This window comes from Nonomuraea rhizosphaerae (assembly GCF_019396405.1).
Lineage (GTDB): Bacteria > Actinomycetota > Actinomycetes > Streptosporangiales > Streptosporangiaceae > Nonomuraea > Nonomuraea rhizosphaerae.
Window position 1 is genome coordinate 1 of record NZ_JAHKRL010000036.1, and the last position, 17,350, is coordinate 17,350.

Below are 17,350 nucleotides of genomic sequence, written 5' to 3' on the forward strand. Positions count from 1 at the left end.
GGCCGCCGTCACTCCGGAAGCCGCCATCAGTACGGGAGCCGCCGTCACCACGACGCCGGCCGCCGTCGAGAGCGTCGAGAAGCCCGTGTGCGTCCGCGTCAGGGGGGCGAAGGCGTGCGTGGGCCCGGACGAGAGCGACCGTCCGGGGGTGACGATCGAGGACACGAGAAGCGACAGGGTCCACGCCGCGATCGAGTATTACCTGCACGGTTATCTCGGCACCAAGTACGTCATCCACAACCTGGCCGGTGAAGGCGAAGTGCGCGGAACCCGCGAGGTCAGCAAGACCGTGACGTTCAGGGCCGCGATTTACCGCGGCAATCACCGCGTCAGACACAGCCGCTGGAAAACGGTGAACAACGTCACCAAATACCCGATCAAACGAGAGACGCGGGTGACGCCTTCCGCCGCCCGTGCCCGCTCGCAGATCTGCACGTCCACGAAGAACGCCGCCATTCTCTGCTTCACCGGCAACAAAACGGTGGTCTTCGCCTGCGACACCAGCGCCGACAAGCACCAGGCGCGGGCGGAATACTTCATCGGCGGCGACCCGACGGCCCGCTTCGAGATCCACCAACTGGCCGGGACCGACACCTGTGGAAAGGCGGAGCACGGTGAGACCGGGGTGAGCATGTATCGAGCCTCGGTCTTCGACCACAACCGCCGCGTCGGGACCAGGCTCTACAAGTACCGCTAGATCCATCGCGGCCGATCGGGGGCGGCCGCGCTCCGAACCCGCCAACGGACATGCACGGTGTCCGAGCCGGCGAACAGGCTGGACAACGCACCACGCCTCGCCCGGTGAACGGGCTGGACAACGCATCGTGCGCCACGCCCAGCCCGTTGGACGAGCGTTCATTGCCGCCCCTGATCACCCGATGTTACGGTGGACCCGTAAAAAAGTTGTTACATGCGAAAGGCAGACATGACCAAGGCCGAGCCAACCGGCGACGACCTGGTCGAGATGCTGGCGGCGCTGGCCAACCCGCTTCGGCTGCTCATCGTCGCCACGCTGGCCAACGGCCGTGACTATGTCAGCCACCTGGCCCGCGAGATCGGCGTCAGCCGCCCCCTGCTCCACATGCACCTGCGGCGCCTCGAAGCCGCCGGCCTGATCGTCGGCAGCCTTGAGTTGTCCGAGGACGGCAAGGCGATGAAGTACTACGAAGTCTCCGACTTCAGCCTGCACCTGACCGCCTCGGCGCTGGCCGAGGCGGCCAAGACATTGACCAGGCCGGACCCGGAGAAGGGTCCCGGATCCAAGGAGCAGTCCTGATGGCATTATTAGGCGCGGACGAGGCGATGTCCTGGCCGGAAGTGATCCTCCTCCTCGGCGTGCTGCTCCTGGTGGCCTTTCTGATCGCCATTGTCATCGTGGGGATGTTCGAGTCGCGCAAGACGAAGGCCGAGGCGGCGAGGGCGGACGACATGCGCCAGCTCGTGCACCGTTTCGAGCAGCTCGCGGAAAGCACCTTGGACGCCCAGCAGAGAGCGGCCGCCGACCTGGCCGAACTCCGTTCAAGAACGGCATCGATCGAACAGATCCTCCGCACCGTCGAGTAACCCCCGCCTTTTCACAAGCCCCCCACTTCACAAGCCCTCACCGAGGGCGTGAAAGTTTCACCGTTGTTTGACCGCCCCCGCCACCGCAGCTCATGATCATGGTGCCTCCTAGGCAGGAGGAGGCGTCGTGAGAATGCCGCTACCCATGGCGAGGTGCTCCGATGATCCTCCTACGAGTCGCGTCCGCACTCCTGCTGACGCTGACCGCCCTGAACTCCCTGAACGCCACCCCGTCGTACGCCGACGAGGTCCCCCCGGTCGCCGTGACCGTCAACACCCGCGCCGCCCTCGCCACCGTCCCCGAGACCGGCATCGGTACGAACCATGCGATCTGGGACACGAACCTGGGCACCGACGAGACCGCCGACCGCCTCAAGGACGCGGGCGTGAAGCTGCTGCGCTACCCCGGCGGCTCGTACTCGGACATCTACCACTGGGCCGATCACACCGCCCCAGGCGGCTACGTAGCACCCCACACCGACTTCGACACGTTCATGAAGGGCGTACGGCGCACCGGCGCCCAGGCGATTGTGACCGCGAACTACGGCACCGGCACCGCCGAGGAGGCCGCCGCCTGGGTGCGTTCGGCCAAGAGCAAGGGCTATGGCATCAAGTACTGGGAGATCGGCAACGAGAACTACGGCAACGGCCACTACGGCGCCGCCTGGGAGGCCGACGACCACGCCGACAAGAGCCCGGCCGAGTACGCCCGCCACGTGGTCGCCTACGCCGACGCGATGAAGGCCGCCGACCCCACCATCAAGATCGGCGCCGTGCTGACCACCCCCGCGAACTGGCCCGACGGCATCACGGCCGAGGGCGACAGCGGCACCTGGAACAAGGTCGTCCTCTCGGCCGCCGGCCCGAAGATCGACTTCGTCATCCTGCACTGGTACCCGGGCGCCCTGGACCGCGCCTCGCACGTCCCCGACATGATTCACCTCACCCGCCGGCAGATCACCGCGTACGCCGGCGCCGGATCCGACCGGATCGGGATCGCGATGACCGAGTTCAACACCGGCTCCAGCAGCGCCGGCACGACCACCCAGCCCGGCGCGCTGGCTGCCGCCGACGCGTACGCGACACTCCTGGCGAACGGCGTCTTCACCGTCGACTGGTGGAACGTCCACAATGGCATCGGCCCCGTCACCCAGGTCGAAGGCCAGACCGACTACGGCGACTTCGGCCTGCTGTCGAGCGCGACCTGCACCTCGGACGGCGCCACCTGTGAGCCCCCGCTCAACACCCCCTTCGCCCCGTATTACGCCATCCAGATGCTGAGCAAGTTCGCCCGCCCCGGCGACCAGCTCATCCGCGCCGCCACCGACCAGCCCAAGGTCACCGCCCACGCGACCCGCCGCCCCAACGGCGACCTGGCCGTCCTCCTGATCAACACCTCCCCCGGCACGCCCTACCCCGTCACCCTCGCCGCCCCCGGCTTCACCCTCGCCCCCACCGCCCTGACCCACACGAACGGCGCCACCACCATCACCACCACAACCGCCGGCCAGCCCCTGCCCCCGCTCTCGCTGACCACGATCACCCTGCGCCCGGCCGCCCCCTCGACCGGCCGCCCCACCGCCCCCGGCCAGCCGACGCTATCCAACGTGACCGACAAGACCGCCACCATCTCCTGGCCCGCCGCCTCCCCCGGCCCCCGCCCGATAGCCAAGTACGAGCTCCACCGCCAGAACGGCGCCATCACCGAGCAACTGGGCGAGACCCCCGGCACCTCGTTCACCGTGAACAACCTCACCCCGGGCACCCGCTACACCGTCAACGTGATCGCCCGCGACACCGGCGGCGCCCTCTCGTGGTCCTCCCCGCCGCTGACGTTCACGACCGCCACCCCCGCCACCAGCTCGTGCACGGCGCGCCTGACCGTCCAGACGGACTGGGGCAGCGGCTATGTCGGCGCCATCGACCTCACCAACAACGGCGCCCCTCTCAACGGCTGGACCCTCGACTTCACCTGGCCGAGAACCTGGCAGAGCCTGGGCAGCGGCTGGAGCGCCGACTGGACCCAGACCGGCCAGTCCGTCAAGGCCGTCAGCTCCCCCGGCAGCGGCTCCCTGCCGACCGGAGCGTCGACGACGATCGGCTTCGTCGGCAACTACAGCGGCCCGAACGTCCTGCCCACGGTCTTCACCCTCAACGGAACCGTCTGCACCACCCACTGAACCCACCGACCAGGGAGGCACATCAAGCTTCCATCGTCACGGACTCAATCCGCCGACAAGCACCGACCAGACCCCTCAGCGAACGGAACCCACACGCTCCGTCCTCACCTTTCAGGCAGGACAACCACTCTTTCGTTTCAGCCTTCGGACACGGGCCTTCCAGAAGCAGCTTCAGCGAGGCAAGTCGTCCACGCTGAAGGCAAGTGCATGCATAGTGGGCCCATCTACCCCCTCGCCTGCAGGTGTATCGAGCTCAACACCTGAGGTGAGGAGGTGATATCGATGACAGGACGCCGTCGGAGTAGGTCCCGCGATGTATGGGCGAGGGTGGTCCCCATCCTCAACGCCGCTGCTGGGTTGACAACCTTGCTCGTGGCGTTGATCTCGCTCTTGAGATAGGGCGGACGGGTGAACACCCGGGCCAGTTCGGCTTCGCAGCCAGCGAGTCGACCTGGACCCCAAGCAAGGTAAGCGCAGACGCTTACCAACATCCTGCGATGAACTCGTCCTGCGATCATGGTTTATCGACATCGACCAGCCATGACATCAGGCACACTCTGTGAATCCAGCCGTTGGCCGTCGTGTCATCGCGTCCACTCTGCACGGGTGGGTACGCGCGGGCGCTTACCTTAGGTCCTCAGACCAGGAGTCACATCACAGCACGCCGGTGTTGCTGTCGCTGAACATCAAAAACCCCGAACGATGATCCGTTCGGGGCATTCTTGCTGTTCAAAGCTGGTGGTCAGGGGCAGGGTCGAACTGCCGACCTTCCGCTTTTCAGGCGGACGCTCGTACCAACTGAGCTACCTGACCTAGAGCGGTCCTGACGGGACTTGAACCCGCGACCTCCACCTTGACAGGGTGGCGAGCACTCCAAACTGCTCTACAGGACCTTGCTGTTTGCGACTCGCTTAGCTTACCAGCTCCCCGGTGGCCTTCGGCCAGCCGATTTGCGGTGCGCCAGGCGCTTCGCGGTGCCCCCAACGGGATTCGAACCCGTGCCGCCGCCTTGAAAGGGCGGTGTCCTAGGCCGCTAGACGATGGGGGCTCAGGAACTTTCCCTGTCGCCTTCCGTCGGAGACCTCTGAAGCATAGGGGACGATTGCCCTTGATGCCAAAGTGGCGAACCGGCGGCCGGCGTTGTCGTGCCAGTGACCGATCCCGTTGGCGACGGGGCGTTCGTTGGCTCTGGAGAAATCATACGTCCAGGGTCGGTCTCCACGTGACGCTGGACGTACACGGACTGCTCGCCGAGGCCGCCGAGCGTGATGTCGTCCCAGGCCTGCAGGCGTCTGGTCTCTTTGTCGAAGTACAGGACAGAGGCCTGTACGGGGGTCGGCTGGGGGTGTTCGAGGGCCCGCAGGCCGGCGCCGCCCGTGGACCCCTGGACGAGGAGGCGGGTTCCGGTCGGCAGCACACTGGTGGCGCGCGCGTGGGTGTGACCTGCGAGGATGATCGGGGCCGAGCCGGAGAAGCCACGGCCGATGTCGGGGTCGTGCACGGCGATGACGTCGGGCTTGGCGACCGAGGGCAGGTGCGATCGCGCGAACTGTGCGAGGGTGTTGGGGTCCGAGGCGACATCAACGGTCTTGTCGGGGGTGAAGCGGGGATCACCCAGTCCGTAGATGGTGAGGCCGGCCACCTTCTGCGCCTTGTCGTCCAGGACTATGGCGTTCTTCTGCTTGGCGACCGCTTTCTGGGTGACCATCGAGTCGTGGTTGCCGCGTACGTAGACGTACGGGACGCCGAGCGTGCTGATCTCGTCCACGAACTTGTTCTCCGCCTTGGTGCCGTGGTCGGAGATGTCGCCCGTGTCGATGATCATGTCGGCCTTGAACTGGTCCTTGAGTGAGCGGATGACGTTCCAGGCGATGGGGTTGAGGTGAATGTCGGAGACGTGCAGCACACGAATGGAACGCGGGTCGGCGTCGTACAACGGCAGGGTCGAGACGGTGTCGTACAGCTTCGAGACGTTCGTCACGAGCTTGGTGAGCTGCGACCGGTACGACTCGAACTTCGTCACGATCGACTCCGCGCTGCCCACGAGTGACGGCGCGGCGGCGATCAGCCCCGAGTAGCGCGGCTCCACGAGCGAGTTGGGGCGGAACGTGAGCGCCGCGAGCGCGCTGGTGCCGGCGAGCGCGACCGAGGTGGCCAGCAGCCCGAGAAGGGCCACCCTGGGCCGCCTGAACACCATCAGGACCGCGATCAGCGCCCCCGCGCCCGCGCAGAGCAGCGAGCGGATCAGCAGCGCGCGCACGCCGTCGAGCAGGTCCCGCTCGATGATCCCGGGCAGCCGGTCCGCCAGGCGCGGGTCCTCTATGAGCGCCTTCGCGCGGTCCTGGTCGATGTTCTCCAGGGATATGCGGAGGCGGAGCGGGGCGTCATGGGTGCGGAACGTGAGCGTGCCGAGCGGGCTGGCGTCCACGATCGTCTCGCCGCTCCACGCGGGGCGGAGGGACATCCCCGTCTCGACCGGCCCGACCTGGGACTTGACGGTTCCGCTGAGGAAAATGCCGAGCCAGGCCCCGACCGCGGCCACGAAGAGGACGGCCACGGCCTTCGTCACCCGCGACTGGACGACCGCCTTCAACCTGTGAGCGAACTTCATACAGTTTCTTGCCTACCCGAACGGGCGGGCAGAATGGCAAGAGTGATGGAGGTTTCGCGGAAGAGGTTCGAGGAGCTCGTGGCCGAGGCGTTGGACACGATCCCTCCGGAGCTGACCCGGATGATGAGCAATGTCGTCGTCACGGTGGTCGACGATCCGCCCGAGCCCCACCTGCTCGGCCTGTACACCGGGATCCCCCTCACAGAACGCGGTGACTGGTACTCAGCAGTTTTGCCCGACCGCATAGAGATCTACCGCAATCCCATATGCCAGATTTGCGATACCGAGGATGACGTGATCGACGAGGTCCGCATCACGGTCGTTCACGAAGTGGGGCACCATTTCGGCATCGACGACGCCCGCCTCCACGAGCTGGGATGGTAACGCTTCGCAATGGGTTGGCTCCTTTAGGTTGCGGCCTGACCTGTGATCGGGCACCTTAGGTGACATAGCGAACACTCTGAGTCAGGCACAGCGGAGTCCAATGGGGGCCATGCGGGCACGACGGCTGCCGGTGCGGCATCGCCGTGACCTGGACAGTCAAGCCACATACGGCGAGGTCATCGCCATCAGGGAGTTTCGCGCTCTCTGGTACGGCCAGGGCCTGTCGCTGCTCGGCGATCAGCTCGCCCAGGTGGCGCTCGCCGTACTCGTCTACAACCGCACCGGGTCGCCGCTCGCCACGGCGGCCGTCTACGCGCTGACCTACCTGCCGTCCATCGCCGGGGGCCCGCTCCTGGCCGGGCTGGCCGACCGGTTCGCGCGCAGAGGGGTGATGGTCACGTGCGATGTCCTGCGTGCGGCGCTTGTGGCGGTGATGGCGCTGCCCGGCGTGCCCTTTCCGCTTCTGTGCGGATTGGTGTTCCTCGTGGTGCTGCTCAGCGCGCCGTTCTCGGCCGCGCGAGCCGCGTTGCTGCCCGAGGTGCTGGAGGGCGACAGGTACGTCGTCGGCTCCGCGTTGCAGAACATGACGAACCAGGCCGTGCAGATGCTCGGCTTCGCGCTCGGCGGCGCCATGATCGCCGCCATGGGCCCGTACCGGGCACTCGCATTGAACGCGGCCACTTTCCTGGCGTCCGCGCTGATTCTGGTCACCGGTGTACGCCGTCGCCCCGCGGTCATGGTCGACGGCGGGAAGCCGTCCATGTGGACCATGACGAGGGCAGGCGCCCGGCTTGTCTTCGGTGACCGGAAGCTCCGCACCCTCGTGCTCTTCGCCTGGTTGTGCGGCTTCTACATCCTGCCGGAGGGCATCGCCGTGCCGTACGCGGCCAAGCTCAGCACCGGCACGCTTCCCGTACCGGTGATCACTGGGCTGCTGATGGCGGCGATGCCGACGGGAACGGTGATCGGCGCGTTCCTCTTCAGCAGGTTCGTCACGCCTTCACGGCGATTGCGGCTGATGGGGTGGATGGCCATGTTGAGCTGCTTGCCGCTGGTCGTGACGGCGATGCGGCCTCCGTTGGCCGTTGTGCTGGCGGCATGGGTTCTGTCGGGGATGGGCGGGGCGTACCAGCTCGCTGCCAATGCCGCCTTCGTTCAGCAAGTACCGCCCGAACAGCGAGGCCAGGCGTTCGGCCTCGTACAGTCGGGCCTGATGGCCGTGCAGGGCATCGGCATCCTGGTCGGCGGGTTCGCCGCGGAGAGACTCGGCCCGGAGCCGGTGGTGGCGCTGGCCGGGATCAGCGGTGTGACGGCCGCGGCCGTCCTGTCGATGATCTGGGCCGAGTCTCGTGGCGGCAGCTCCTCCCAGGCCGAGGCCCAGGCAGCGACCTGATCACTGCTGCGGCTTCTGCTCGCCGCCCCAGTCGGTGGTGCCCTTGTTCTGCTGCTTGTTCAGGAGGTCCTGGACGATCGAGGTGTTCCTGCCCTCTTCCGGCATGAGCAGCCAGCCCGCCGCGTACACGGCGACCCCGGCGCCACCGAACAGAGTGGCAATAGCCAGGACGACCCGCACGAGGTTCGCATCGATGCCGACGTACTCTCCGATACCGGAGCAGACACCCGCGACGATCCGGCCGTTGGTGGTCCTGCGAAGCTGCTTGACGTTGTATTCGCTCATGCCTCAAGAGTGCCCTTCGGGCCCGCGTTCGCACATCAGGATTCCCCCTGGTAGAACCCTGGTAGGCCCTTACTGCTCACGACCGGGGCTCGAAGCCCGCCGCTCCACGGCTCAGGGCTGACGGCTTCACGCTGAGAGGCTCGACGGGCTCACGGCTTTTACGGTGGGAGGCTCGATGGAAGACCGGCTGCGCCTGGAAGACCTGCTGCGCCTGGACGATCGGCTCGACGGCGACCAGCGGCTGATCCGCGACACGGTCAGATCCTTCGTCACCGACCGCGTCCTCCCGCACGTCGGCGACTGGTTCGAGGAGGCCACCTTCCCCGCCCGCGAGCTCGCGCCCGAGCTGGGCTCGCTCGGCCTGCTCGGCATGCACCTCCAGGGCTACGGCTGCGCCGGCACGGACGCCATCTCGTACGGCGTCGCCTGCCGCGAGCTCGAAGCCGGAGACTCCGGTCTGCGGTCGTTCGTCTCGGTTCAAGGCTCTCTGGCCATGTTCCCTATATGGCGTTACGGCTCCCCCGAGCAGAAAGAGGAATGGCTGCCCCGGATGGCCGCCGGTGAGGCGATCGGCTGCTTCGGCCTCACCGAGCCCGACCACGGCTCCGACCCGTCCGGCATGCGCACGTACGCCAAACGCGACGGCTCCGACTGGATCCTGAACGGCTCCAAGATGTGGATCACCAACGGCTCCATCGCGGACGTAGCGGTCGTCTGGGCACAGACCGACGACGGCATCCGCGGCTTCGTCGTCCCCACCGACACCCCAGGCTTCTCCGCCCCTGAGATCCACAAGAAGATGTCCCTTAGGGCATCCATCACCGCGTCCCTCTACTTCGACGACGTACGCCTGCCCGCCACCGCCGTGCTCCCCGACGTCTCCGGCCTGAAGGGCCCGCTCTCCTGCCTCTCCGAGGCCCGCTACGGCATCGTGTGGGGCGTCGTCGGCGCCGCCCGCGCCTGCCTGGAGGCCGCGGTCGCGTACGCCAAGACCCGCGTCCAGTTCTCCAAGCCGATCGGCGCCTTCCAGCTCACCCAGCAGAAACTCGCCTGGATGTACGTCGCCGCCACCCAAGCCGGCCTGACCGCCCTCCACCTGGGCTCCCTGAAGGACGCCGGCCAACTGGAGCCGCGCCAGATCAGCTTCGGCAAGCTCGCCAACGTACGCGCCGCCCTCGACATCGCCCGCCAGGCCCGCACGATCTTGGGCGGGAACGGGATCACGCTGGAGTACCCTGTGATCAGGCACATGAACAACTTGGAGAGTGTGCTGACGTACGAGGGCACTGAAGAGATCCACACACTGGTGCTGGGAGAGGCGCTGACGGGGCTGTCCGCTTACCGGTGAGGGGACTTAAGAGCGTCGCGTGAGGGGCGGTAATCTCTGTACCCTTGCTGTTGCTGGGGGCGTTAGCTCAATTGGCAGAGCTGCGGACTTTTAATCCGTAGGTTCCGGGTTCGAGCCCCGGGCGCCCTACCATCCTCTACCCTATCTGACCTGCGGTTTCTCGGTTCTCGGCCGTCTTTCGCAAGGTGGAGACGGCCGTGTTGGTGCTCGTGGTGTGCTCTTCGGCATGCGTCCGGCGCATCGGCGGGCCGATCGCGGGAGCGAATCGCGCCGGTTTGCGCTGGCCGCTGTCGGCCGCCCGGGGCGGGGTGTAAAGCCAGGCCCGTACGACGCACAACACAAAGGCAGGGCGCAAAGGGCTGCAGGCGGGACACGCCCGGCGTGCGTGCAGACCTGTCCAAACATGGGTGAAGCCGCCTTCCGCGGCAGAGTCCACGACGCCTCGCCGCAGCGGTATGAACTGCCCCGGCAAGTGTTGACCGGGCCATGCCGGAAAGACGCCGACCTGCGAAATCGGGCGGGCACCAATCCGCCGTGGCCGCGTCTCGTGCCTGCTCACCGAAACAGAGGATCATGGTCCCTCCTACCACGCTGTCGGGCGCCGCTGTCGTCTTCATGCTCACTGCCACGCCAGCCGACGCGCAGTTTCTGCATCCAAGCCGCAAGAGGGATGGATGTTGCTGGTGACGGCGAGGCTGCAGCATTCACGGGCGGCATCCAGACGGTGGAAGGCTTCGGCGCTCCGATGGCCGCTCGGTGACCGGCTCACACGATTCGACATCTGACCTGCCAGTCGCCGGGGTGACCCCAGCCGACAACCCGATCAGCCAGCGGTCACCAAGCCTCTCCACCAACCCTCGCAGCGGCCCCGGCCACACCCCTACGCCCCCACGCCGGTTCAACCAGGAGCACCAAACCCGAAGACCGGCTCGCGCTCGGAGGGCGCACCATTCGCTGATGGCCTACGAGGCGTCCACGCGCCAGCACGCCAGCACGCCAGCAGCATCGGCAACAATGCGGACGGGCCACGGCCACACGCGCCTCGCGGCACGCGCTAACTTCTACGGTGGTGCCCCGTCCCGTGCGAGACAACAACCAATGTCCGAGATGTCCGAATTCCCGAAAGTGTTCAATCTGACGCCCCTCACGGGATAGCGATGCAGGTCATCGAGAGTGCTCCCCGCGCACGCCGGGGTCCCGGCTCGGAGGCGAGTGGAAGTCCGAGCCGTTGGAGGTCCGGCGAAAGCGGTTCTCACATCGAGAGAAGGGGCAGTTCCCTACCCACCGAATGGGCTTCAATTCCCATGTCGAAGACGGCATGGAACGCTACCGAGGGGCGATCCCAGGGTTCGCCTTCACTTATCTCGCCAGCCAGCTCTGAACCCACCTTCGCGAATACCGTAAAGAGGGCAGGAAGATCCGCCTTGTCGCGCGATAGCAGTTCCGCAGAATCGACAAAGAGCAGGATCAGGACATCTACAGAAAGCCATTCATAGATGTCAGCAAGGCATTCTTCGAACGCCGGCCAATTGGGGCTAAAGTAATCCGGGAATGAAAGTCGGCTAGCGACAGCTTCAAAGAAGTCGTCAAGAGTCATCATGGTTGCCGAGTCGAAGCAGGCAATCATGACTTTTAGCGAAGCTCCTAGATTTACCTGCACCGTTTGCGCCTCGGCGACAAGATCGGCCCTGTACAACCATGGAGGTTCAGGATGCGCAAGGCGCTCTGCCAACGTCTGGAAGTTCACGAGCGGGACCTACCTGAACTGAGTGAACGTGTCGTAATGATCAGTAGTATAGTAGGCCCGGCCGTCACTGCCGGTTACCACTCTTTCCGCTCCCCCGTTAACGCCCCTGGTGTACGGATTCACGTCCCATTCTCGATAAGTTATTGCATTACCGTTTGCGTCGACTCTAGGGAGTATCGTACCCCCTCCGCGACCGTCGTTGGCAAACGTTCTTCCTCCCCTATATCCAGGAGGAGGGGATCCGTGCTGAAGTACGTAATCAGCGGTGTCGTGCGCCTTCTGCGCTACCGGGCCGAAGGAAATATCGCATGGCCTAGCATTGTGAACGAGGACGGGCGTCTCTCCAGCCAGCACATAGTAGGTATGGAGTTGGCTGATTGACGTTTTCTCAGCGACTTTCAGGTGAGTTTGCCATGTTCGAAGTGGGTGAGGACGAGCGCAGCTTTGGCCACGTCTCCCACTCGGCTGGGGCTGATCGTCAAATGCCGGAGAGTGCGCCAGCGCTGTTCCAATAGGGCGAAGCCGCGTTCTCCAAGGCAGCGCAGGGAACGGAGAAGCGCGTTTCTGGTACGGGTGTCAACATCCAGCTCGCCTCCGTCGGCGGGCTGCTTGACCGGCACATGCACCCCGATCCCTGCGCCTTCATAGCCGCAGTCGGCGAGCAGCGGCATGGTCTTGAGGTACGGGCGGACGACGGCGAGAACCTGTTCTCGGGCCGCGGTGATGTCGTGTGTGGAGCCCGGCAGCGGATCAGATATCCAGATCGGGAATCCATCAGGCAGAAACACCGCCTGCAGGTTGGCCGCGAAGGTGTGGGCCTTGCCGGAGTACCAGACATCGATCTCCTTGCCCTTCTTGCTGGTGGTCTTCCCGGCGACGCGGTCGATGCTGGCGAGGGTCCCGTCCAAGATCAGATGGGTGGTGCCGTCGGTCTTGGCTCGCTCCAGCGACTCAGCCAGGTGCGGTGCCTGTTGTGCCAGGACATCGAGCACTTCGTCCCGATAGCGGTAGGCGGTGGCCTGGGAGATGCCGAAGCCGAGGCCGAGTTGGCGGATGTCGCCGCCGTTGCGCATCCACACGAGGCCGAAAACGGCCTGCCACCAGCAGGTGAGCGCACGCGTGTTCTTGCGGGTGCCTCGTTGCTTGCGTTCGGCGCGCAGTAGGCGGCGCACGTAGGAAACGGTCTCCCGAGGGACGTCGAGGATGGCATGATAAGAAATCACGTGGAGTCCTTGAGCGAGCACGGATGGTTGCATATCCGCTTCTATCGGGGACTCCACGCCCGTGTCAGGGGAACGGCGACCCGCCCACATCCGCCACCACTCGCCCCTCTCCGCCCGCTATGCCTGCAGAGAAAACCTCATTGTCAGGTTGTGCATGACCCGCATGGACTCAAAGCTACGTACCCCTGCCACAGCGGCGATTTGACCGTAGGTTGTGTGGAGTTCGGCCGCTGGACGCAGGTCGCCGGCGTTCACCCACATTTTTCGCTCGCTGTCCCAGAAGGGATGGTGCGTCGTGGTGTGGAGGGTGGCCGACTCTCCGTCTGCGGTTCGAATGGCGACGTCGGTCATCTCGGTGTCGGTGTTTCGGTGGACCGCGGTCACCTTTCTGGCCCCGGCCTCGCCGGTCTCCGGCTCGGTGGCCCACACCTCGTCACCGACCTTGATGTCCTCGATGTTCTTGTGTGTTCCGTCAGCCATGAGGACTTGGGTGCCGGGCGCGAAGCTGTTCAGGCATGGGATCTTGCCGCCGAGCCTAGGGCCGAGTCCGGGTCTGATAGCGCCCAACTCCGGAGTGATGAACCAGGAGAGGACTTCCGTGCCCCAGTAGCCGGTCTGGTATTCCGGTGAGTTCGGGTCCGTTCCGAAGAGGCGCTGGGTGGGAAGTTGCGGGAGGTCGTTCCAGCCGGGCACTGACGTTTTCTCAGGCTAATTAATTCGGACAGTAGGGCATTCCTGGCCACGAACGATCAGGTCTGGGTAGACACGCGGACGACCATCACCTGCCGAAAACGGACGTGGAGCCTCCGCTACAAGGGGTCTCACCACAAGATCCTCGCCGCAGAAGGCTCCACGTTGATCAGCTATCCTGCCACGCTCGACGTCCCCCGTGAACTCATCCGCTACGTCGGCCGACTGCTCCACGCCGAGCGCCGCCGGCGCGGCACGCCCACGGGCTCGCGCCGTCTGACCTGCTTCTTCCACGCCGTGTTCGCCCTGGCCTGGTTCCGCTCCAAACCCAACATCCGCCTGCACGGCCTCGCCTTCGGCCTGTCCCAGGCCACCGCCTACCGCTACCTGCACGAGGCCATCGACGTCCTGGCCGATCAGGCCCCCGACCTCCATCAGGCCCTGGACCGCGCCGCCGCCGACGGCATCGGCCACCTGATCCTCGACGGCAAGATCTTCGACACCGACAGGTGCCGGATCAAGGCCACCAGCGTCAAAGGCGAAACGATCGACGCCTGGTTCTCCGGAAAGACCGGCGACTTCGGCGGCAACATCCAGGCACTGTGCGAACCCGGCGGATTCCCGATCTGGACCAGCAACGTCGAACCCGGCGGAATCGCCGACATCCAACCCGCCCGCCGCCACGTCCTGCCCGCCCTCTACCCCCGCACCAGCACCATGCCCGTCCTGGCCGACCCCGGCTATCAAGGCGCAGGTCACGGAGTCATCGTGCCGTTCAAACAACCCACCGACGGCAACGTCCTCAGCCTCGACAACCGCACCCGAAACGGCCTCCAGCGCGCACTGCGCAGCCTCGGAGAACGCGGCTTCGCACTCCTCACCGAGCGCTGGACAGCGCTCCAGCACACCACCCTCAGCCCCAGCAGAATCGGCGACCTCGTCCGAGCCGCCCTTGTTCTCGTCCACTTCGAACACCGGCGGATCAGCTGAAATTCAGTGAGAAAACGTCACTGCGGCACGGGTCGTGGCCGTTCGGGTCGCGGTGGATGAGCGGGCTGGCGTTGCCGTAGGTGTAGCGGTTGGCCTGGACGGATGGGGTGGCGGGTAGGGTCCAGTCGTCGCGGCTGGTGAAGGTGCCGGTGCCGGGCTGGTACCAGCGCGCGTACATGTTGACGGTGCCGGTGTCGGGGTCGGTGTATTCGCTCTGGTAGCCGAGGCTGGTCCTGGTGCCGGTCTGGGCGGTGATTTCGCCGAACGGGCTGTAGGCGGTGGCGGTGGCCACGGCGGTGCCGGAGAAGGTGGCGACCAGGTCGCTGTGCAGGTCGGTGAAAGCGCCGAGGGCGGGCCCGGTTCCGTCCTTGACGCTGGTGAGGTCGCCGAACGGGTCGCGGCCGTACCTGGATTGGACGGCGCCGTTCTGGTCGGTGATGGTGATGATGTCGTTGCTGGTCCCGGCGTAGGCGAAGCGCTGCTGGCCGGAGGCGCTCTGGCGGCTGCTCATCCGGTCGAAGGCGTCGTAGGTGTAGGCGGTGTCGCCGTCGTTGACGAGCCGGTCGAAGGCGTCGAAGGTCAGGTGCCGGGTGGTGCCGCTCTTGGTGGCGCTGGCGAGGGTTCCGCGGGGGGTGTAGGTGTAGTCGCCGCCATCGCCGGAGGTCATGCGGTTGCGTTCGTCGTAGGTGTAGGTCTTGCTGCCGGCTCTGGTGCGGTTGCCGGCGGCGTCCCATTCGTAGGCGGTGGTGGTGCCGTCGGGGGCGGTCCAGGAGGTGAGGCGGCCGGAGTGGTCGTAGCCGTAGGTGTTGGCGCCGGCGCCCGGGAGTCCGCTGGTGGTCTTGGAGGTGAGGTTGTCGTCCCCGTCCCAGCCGTAGGTGATCTTGGCGAGTTCGCCGCCGGTGCTGTTCTTCAGCGTCTGGGTGAGAGGCCGGTCGAGGGCGTCGTAGGTGTAGGCCTGGGTGTTGACCGGGTTGGTGGAGGTGATGGTGGTCAGGCGGTCGGCTTTGTCGTAGTCGTAGGTGTTGGTGCGGCCGCTGACGGGGTCGCTGACGGTCCTGAGCCGGCTGGCGTTGTCCCAGGTGTAGGTGGTGGTGCCGGTCACGTCGACGCGCTGGGTGGGGTTGCCGAGGGCGTCGTAGGCGAAGGTGCTGTTGGAGCCGCTGGGCGGGGTGAGCTTGGTGAGCAGGCCGCGGTCGTTGTACTCCAGGCTCTGGTCGCCCACTGTGGTGGGGCGGTCGGCCAGGTCGTAGCCGTAGGTCTTGTCGCTGGCGACGATGCCGGCGCCTGATCCGCTGCTTCTGGTGAGGCGGTTGAGCTGGTCGTACTGCTGGTCCAGGCGGACACCGCCGGGCTTGATGAGCGCCGTCTCGTTGCCTGCCGCGTCGTAGACGTGCGTCCAGGTGCGGTCGGCCAGGGCGGGGTGGGCGGTGGTGACCGGCTCGGTGAGGGTCTCGATCAGGCCGAGGGTGTTGTAGCCGGTCCAGGTGGCGTTGCCCCGTCCGTCGGCGAGCCGGGTACGGGCGCCGGTGGCGTCGTAGCCGAAGGTGGTGGTGATCGAGCCGGTGGCGGAGACGGGTTCGACGAGTTGGGTCAGGAGGTTGCTGGCGTCGAAGGTGCGGCGGGTGACGTGGCCCTCGCCCGAGGTGATCTCGGTGGGGTTGCCGGCGGCGTCGTAGCCGTAGCCGACCGCACGCTTGATGGCACCGGTTTTGTCCAGGTTCTTCACGCCGGTCAGGCGGCCCGCGCGGTCGTATTCGGCGGTGCTGGCGTTCTCCTCAGCGTCGGTGACCTTGGCGGGGCGGCCGATCAGGTCGTAGTCGTACCTGGTGATGTTGTTCATCGGGTCGGTCTTGGCGGTGACCTCGCCGACGGCGTTCACGGTGTAACTGGTGATCTTGTTGCCGGGCAGGATCGCTTTGGTCGGGTTGCCGGCGTCGTCGTACTCCAGATTCGTGATGTACGACGCCACGACGGGCTTGCGTTCGACGATGGTGCGGGTGATCTGACGGCCCAGGTCGTCGTAGGTGGCCTGGGTGCGGGCGCCGGTCGGGTCGATGGCGGTCAGTTGCTCGCCCGCCTTGTCGAACTCGTTCACCCACTGTCCCGCGGGCTGGCCCGGGGCGGCGGGCGGGTCGGTGACGCGCACCCTGTTGTCCAGCGCGTCGTACTCGAAGCTGGTGGCGTTCCCACGCGGGTCGGTGGTCCTGGTCAGACGTCCGGCGGCGTCGTAGGCGTGGGTGATGCTCGGAGTGAGGGCCGTTCCGCCCGGTGGAGTGTAGGGCATCCCGGTGATCGAGGTCAGCCGGTCGGCGCGGTCGAAGCCGGAGGTGGTCAGCCGTCCTTCGGCGTCGACCTCGTGCGTCTGGTGGCCCACGGTGTCGTAGCCGAAGCGTGTGGTCGGGCGGCCGGGCTGGGCGGTTCCGTTCTTCTCGATCTGGACGGTGGGCGCCTTCCTCTCCGCCAGGCGCCCGGCGTCGTCATAGCGATAGTTGACGGTGTAGGCGGCCGCGTCGGCGCTGGGGAGGTTGCCGCGCGGGTCGGTCGTGCTCTCCACCAGGCCTCGGTCGTCCAGGGTCCAGGTCTGGGTCAGGTCCTGTCCGTCGTTCTTGACCGTGGTCTGGGTGAGGAGGTTCTCCTTGTTGTAGGTGTACGCCGTGATTTCGGTACGGCTGGTGTTCGCCGCAGACTGGGTGGTCGTGAGGACGTTGTTGTTGGCGTCGTAGGTGTAGACGGTCTTGCGGGCCAGGCGGGCCGGATCGAACGTCTCCGACAGGCGACGGTTGGCGGCGTCGTACGCGTAGTCGGTGCGGGCTAGTGCCGCATCATCTTGGGTTTGCCCCGTTTCGTAGGGACACGCCGATCAAGGTCCCACCTCGGTCGGTGTGATCGCCTCAGACTCTGTTTGTGGCTGAGCGGGTTCGCGTACGCGAGATCGA

15 protein-coding genes and 4 tRNA genes are annotated in these 17,350 nt (G+C 66.1%); 9 read left to right on the forward strand and 10 right to left on the reverse strand.

Annotation, left to right across the window (positions count from 1 at the left end):
- From KME77_RS01660 to KME77_RS29695, 4 genes are all read left to right on the forward strand, one after another.
- Nucleotides 1-697: hypothetical protein (locus KME77_RS01660; RefSeq protein ID WP_219460829.1), on the forward strand; the 697-nt coding region annotated here is incomplete at its 5' end.
- Nucleotides 698-910: 213 nt separating this feature from the next.
- Nucleotides 911-1,276 carry an ArsR/SmtB family transcription factor gene (locus KME77_RS01665; protein WP_246609012.1) on the forward strand — a complete coding sequence of 122 codons (366 nt, stop codon included), beginning with the start codon at nt 911-913 and terminating at the stop codon, nt 1,274-1,276.
- On the forward strand, nt 1,276-1,563 hold the full coding sequence (locus KME77_RS01670; RefSeq protein ID WP_246609013.1) for a hypothetical protein: 288 nt from the start codon (nt 1,276-1,278) through the stop codon (nt 1,561-1,563). The genes KME77_RS01665 and KME77_RS01670 overlap by 1 nt, the downstream gene beginning before the upstream one ends.
- Nucleotides 1,564-1,724: 161 nt before the next feature.
- Nucleotides 1,725-3,743, forward strand: coding sequence for a cellulose binding domain-containing protein (locus tag KME77_RS29695; RefSeq protein ID WP_219460832.1), 2,019 nt, complete (start codon nt 1,725-1,727; stop codon nt 3,741-3,743).
- 736 nt (nt 3,744-4,479) lie between these two features.
- On the opposite strand, the gene KME77_RS01680 is transcribed toward KME77_RS29695, so the two are convergent.
- From KME77_RS01680 to KME77_RS01695, 4 genes are all read right to left on the reverse strand, one after another.
- Nucleotides 4,480-4,556: transfer RNA gene (locus KME77_RS01680), tRNA-Phe, on the reverse strand.
- A gap of 5 nt (nt 4,557-4,561) precedes the next feature.
- Nucleotides 4,562-4,636, reverse strand: a tRNA-Asp gene (locus KME77_RS01685).
- 82 nt (nt 4,637-4,718) lie between these two features.
- A tRNA-Glu gene (locus tag KME77_RS01690) sits at nt 4,719-4,791 on the reverse strand.
- Nucleotides 4,792-6,354, reverse strand: coding sequence for a metallophosphoesterase family protein (locus KME77_RS01695; RefSeq protein WP_219460835.1), 1,563 nt, complete (start codon nt 6,352-6,354; stop codon nt 4,792-4,794). It lies immediately after the preceding tRNA gene.
- A gap of 33 nt (nt 6,355-6,387) precedes the next feature.
- Here KME77_RS01695 and KME77_RS01700 point away from each other — a divergent pair, with 33 nt between their 5' ends.
- Together KME77_RS01700 and KME77_RS01705 are read left to right on the forward strand one after the other, a co-directional pair.
- Nucleotides 6,388-6,738 (forward strand): metallopeptidase family protein, encoded by a 351-nt coding sequence (locus tag KME77_RS01700; RefSeq protein WP_246609014.1) that lies wholly within the window; start codon nt 6,388-6,390, stop codon nt 6,736-6,738.
- A gap of 109 nt (nt 6,739-6,847) precedes the next feature.
- A complete protein-coding gene (locus KME77_RS01705) occupies nt 6,848-8,131 on the forward strand; it encodes an MFS transporter (RefSeq protein WP_308250497.1) in 1,284 nt (427 codons plus the stop codon).
- Here the strand turns inward: KME77_RS01705 and KME77_RS01710 are convergent, their stop codons facing one another.
- Nucleotides 8,132-8,416, reverse strand: coding sequence for a PspC domain-containing protein (locus KME77_RS01710; RefSeq protein WP_219460844.1), 285 nt, complete (start codon nt 8,414-8,416; stop codon nt 8,132-8,134). It abuts the gene before it with no gap.
- A gap of 175 nt (nt 8,417-8,591) precedes the next feature.
- Between KME77_RS01710 and KME77_RS01715 the strand changes: the two genes are divergently transcribed.
- Both KME77_RS01715 and KME77_RS01720 read left to right on the forward strand, forming a co-directional pair.
- Complete coding sequence (locus KME77_RS01715; RefSeq protein ID WP_219460849.1) at nt 8,592-9,764, forward strand: acyl-CoA dehydrogenase family protein; 1,173 nt, start codon at nt 8,592-8,594, stop codon at nt 9,762-9,764.
- 56 nt (nt 9,765-9,820) lie between these two features.
- Nucleotides 9,821-9,896, forward strand: a tRNA-Lys gene (locus KME77_RS01720).
- A gap of 1,120 nt (nt 9,897-11,016) precedes the next feature.
- Here KME77_RS01720 and KME77_RS01725 read toward each other — a convergent pair.
- The 4 genes from KME77_RS01725 to KME77_RS28955 all read right to left on the reverse strand — a co-directional run bounded on the left by KME77_RS01725 (nt 11,017) and on the right by KME77_RS28955 (nt 13,427).
- Complete coding sequence (locus KME77_RS01725) at nt 11,017-11,511, reverse strand: barstar family protein (protein WP_219460853.1); 495 nt, start codon at nt 11,509-11,511, stop codon at nt 11,017-11,019.
- 9 nt (nt 11,512-11,520) lie between these two features.
- The gene (locus tag KME77_RS30440; RefSeq protein WP_219460856.1) at nt 11,521-11,865 is read right to left on the reverse strand and encodes a ribonuclease domain-containing protein; all 345 of its coding nucleotides are present in this window, start codon (nt 11,863-11,865) and stop codon (nt 11,521-11,523) included.
- 44 nt (nt 11,866-11,909) lie between these two features.
- Nucleotides 11,910-12,734 (reverse strand): transposase family protein, encoded by an 825-nt coding sequence (locus tag KME77_RS01735; protein ID WP_219460859.1) that lies wholly within the window; start codon nt 12,732-12,734, stop codon nt 11,910-11,912.
- Between the two features lie 117 nt (nt 12,735-12,851).
- The gene (locus tag KME77_RS28955; protein ID WP_219460862.1) at nt 12,852-13,427 is read right to left on the reverse strand and encodes a Hint domain-containing protein; all 576 of its coding nucleotides are present in this window, start codon (nt 13,425-13,427) and stop codon (nt 12,852-12,854) included.
- Nucleotides 13,428-13,589: 162 nt separating this feature from the next.
- Between KME77_RS28955 and KME77_RS01745 the strand changes: the two genes are divergently transcribed.
- Entirely contained in the window at nt 13,590-14,414 is an 825-nt protein-coding gene (locus KME77_RS01745) for a transposase family protein (protein WP_219460865.1), read from the forward strand.
- On the opposite strand, the gene KME77_RS01750 is transcribed toward KME77_RS01745, so the two are convergent.
- The gene (locus tag KME77_RS01750; protein ID WP_219460869.1) at nt 14,407-16,968 is read right to left on the reverse strand and encodes an RHS repeat-associated core domain-containing protein; all 2,562 of its coding nucleotides are present in this window, start codon (nt 16,966-16,968) and stop codon (nt 14,407-14,409) included. The genes KME77_RS01745 and KME77_RS01750 overlap by 8 nt on opposite strands.
- Between the last annotated feature and the right edge of the window lie 382 nt (nt 16,969-17,350).

What these genes read in the sequence shown, in the direction of transcription:
- KME77_RS01665 (WP_246609012.1), top strand. Translation starts at nt 911, where the DNA reads ATGCGAAAGGCAGACATGACCAAGGCCGAGCCAACCGGCGACGACCTG.
- KME77_RS01670 (WP_246609013.1), top strand. Translation starts at nt 1,276, where the DNA reads ATGGCATTATTAGGCGCGGACGAGGCGATGTCCTGGCCGGAAGTGATC.
- KME77_RS29695 (WP_219460832.1), top strand. Translation starts at nt 1,725, where the DNA reads ATGATCCTCCTACGAGTCGCGTCCGCACTCCTGCTGACGCTGACCGCC.
- KME77_RS01695 (WP_219460835.1), bottom strand. Translation starts at nt 6,354, where the DNA reads ATGAAGTTCGCTCACAGGTTGAAGGCGGTCGTCCAGTCGCGGGTGACG.
- KME77_RS01700 (WP_246609014.1), top strand. Translation starts at nt 6,388, where the DNA reads ATGGCAAGAGTGATGGAGGTTTCGCGGAAGAGGTTCGAGGAGCTCGTG.
- KME77_RS01705 (WP_308250497.1), top strand. Translation starts at nt 6,848, where the DNA reads ATGCGGGCACGACGGCTGCCGGTGCGGCATCGCCGTGACCTGGACAGT.
- KME77_RS01710 (WP_219460844.1), bottom strand. Translation starts at nt 8,416, where the DNA reads ATGAGCGAATACAACGTCAAGCAGCTTCGCAGGACCACCAACGGCCGG.
- KME77_RS01715 (WP_219460849.1), top strand. Translation starts at nt 8,592, where the DNA reads ATGGAAGACCGGCTGCGCCTGGAAGACCTGCTGCGCCTGGACGATCGG.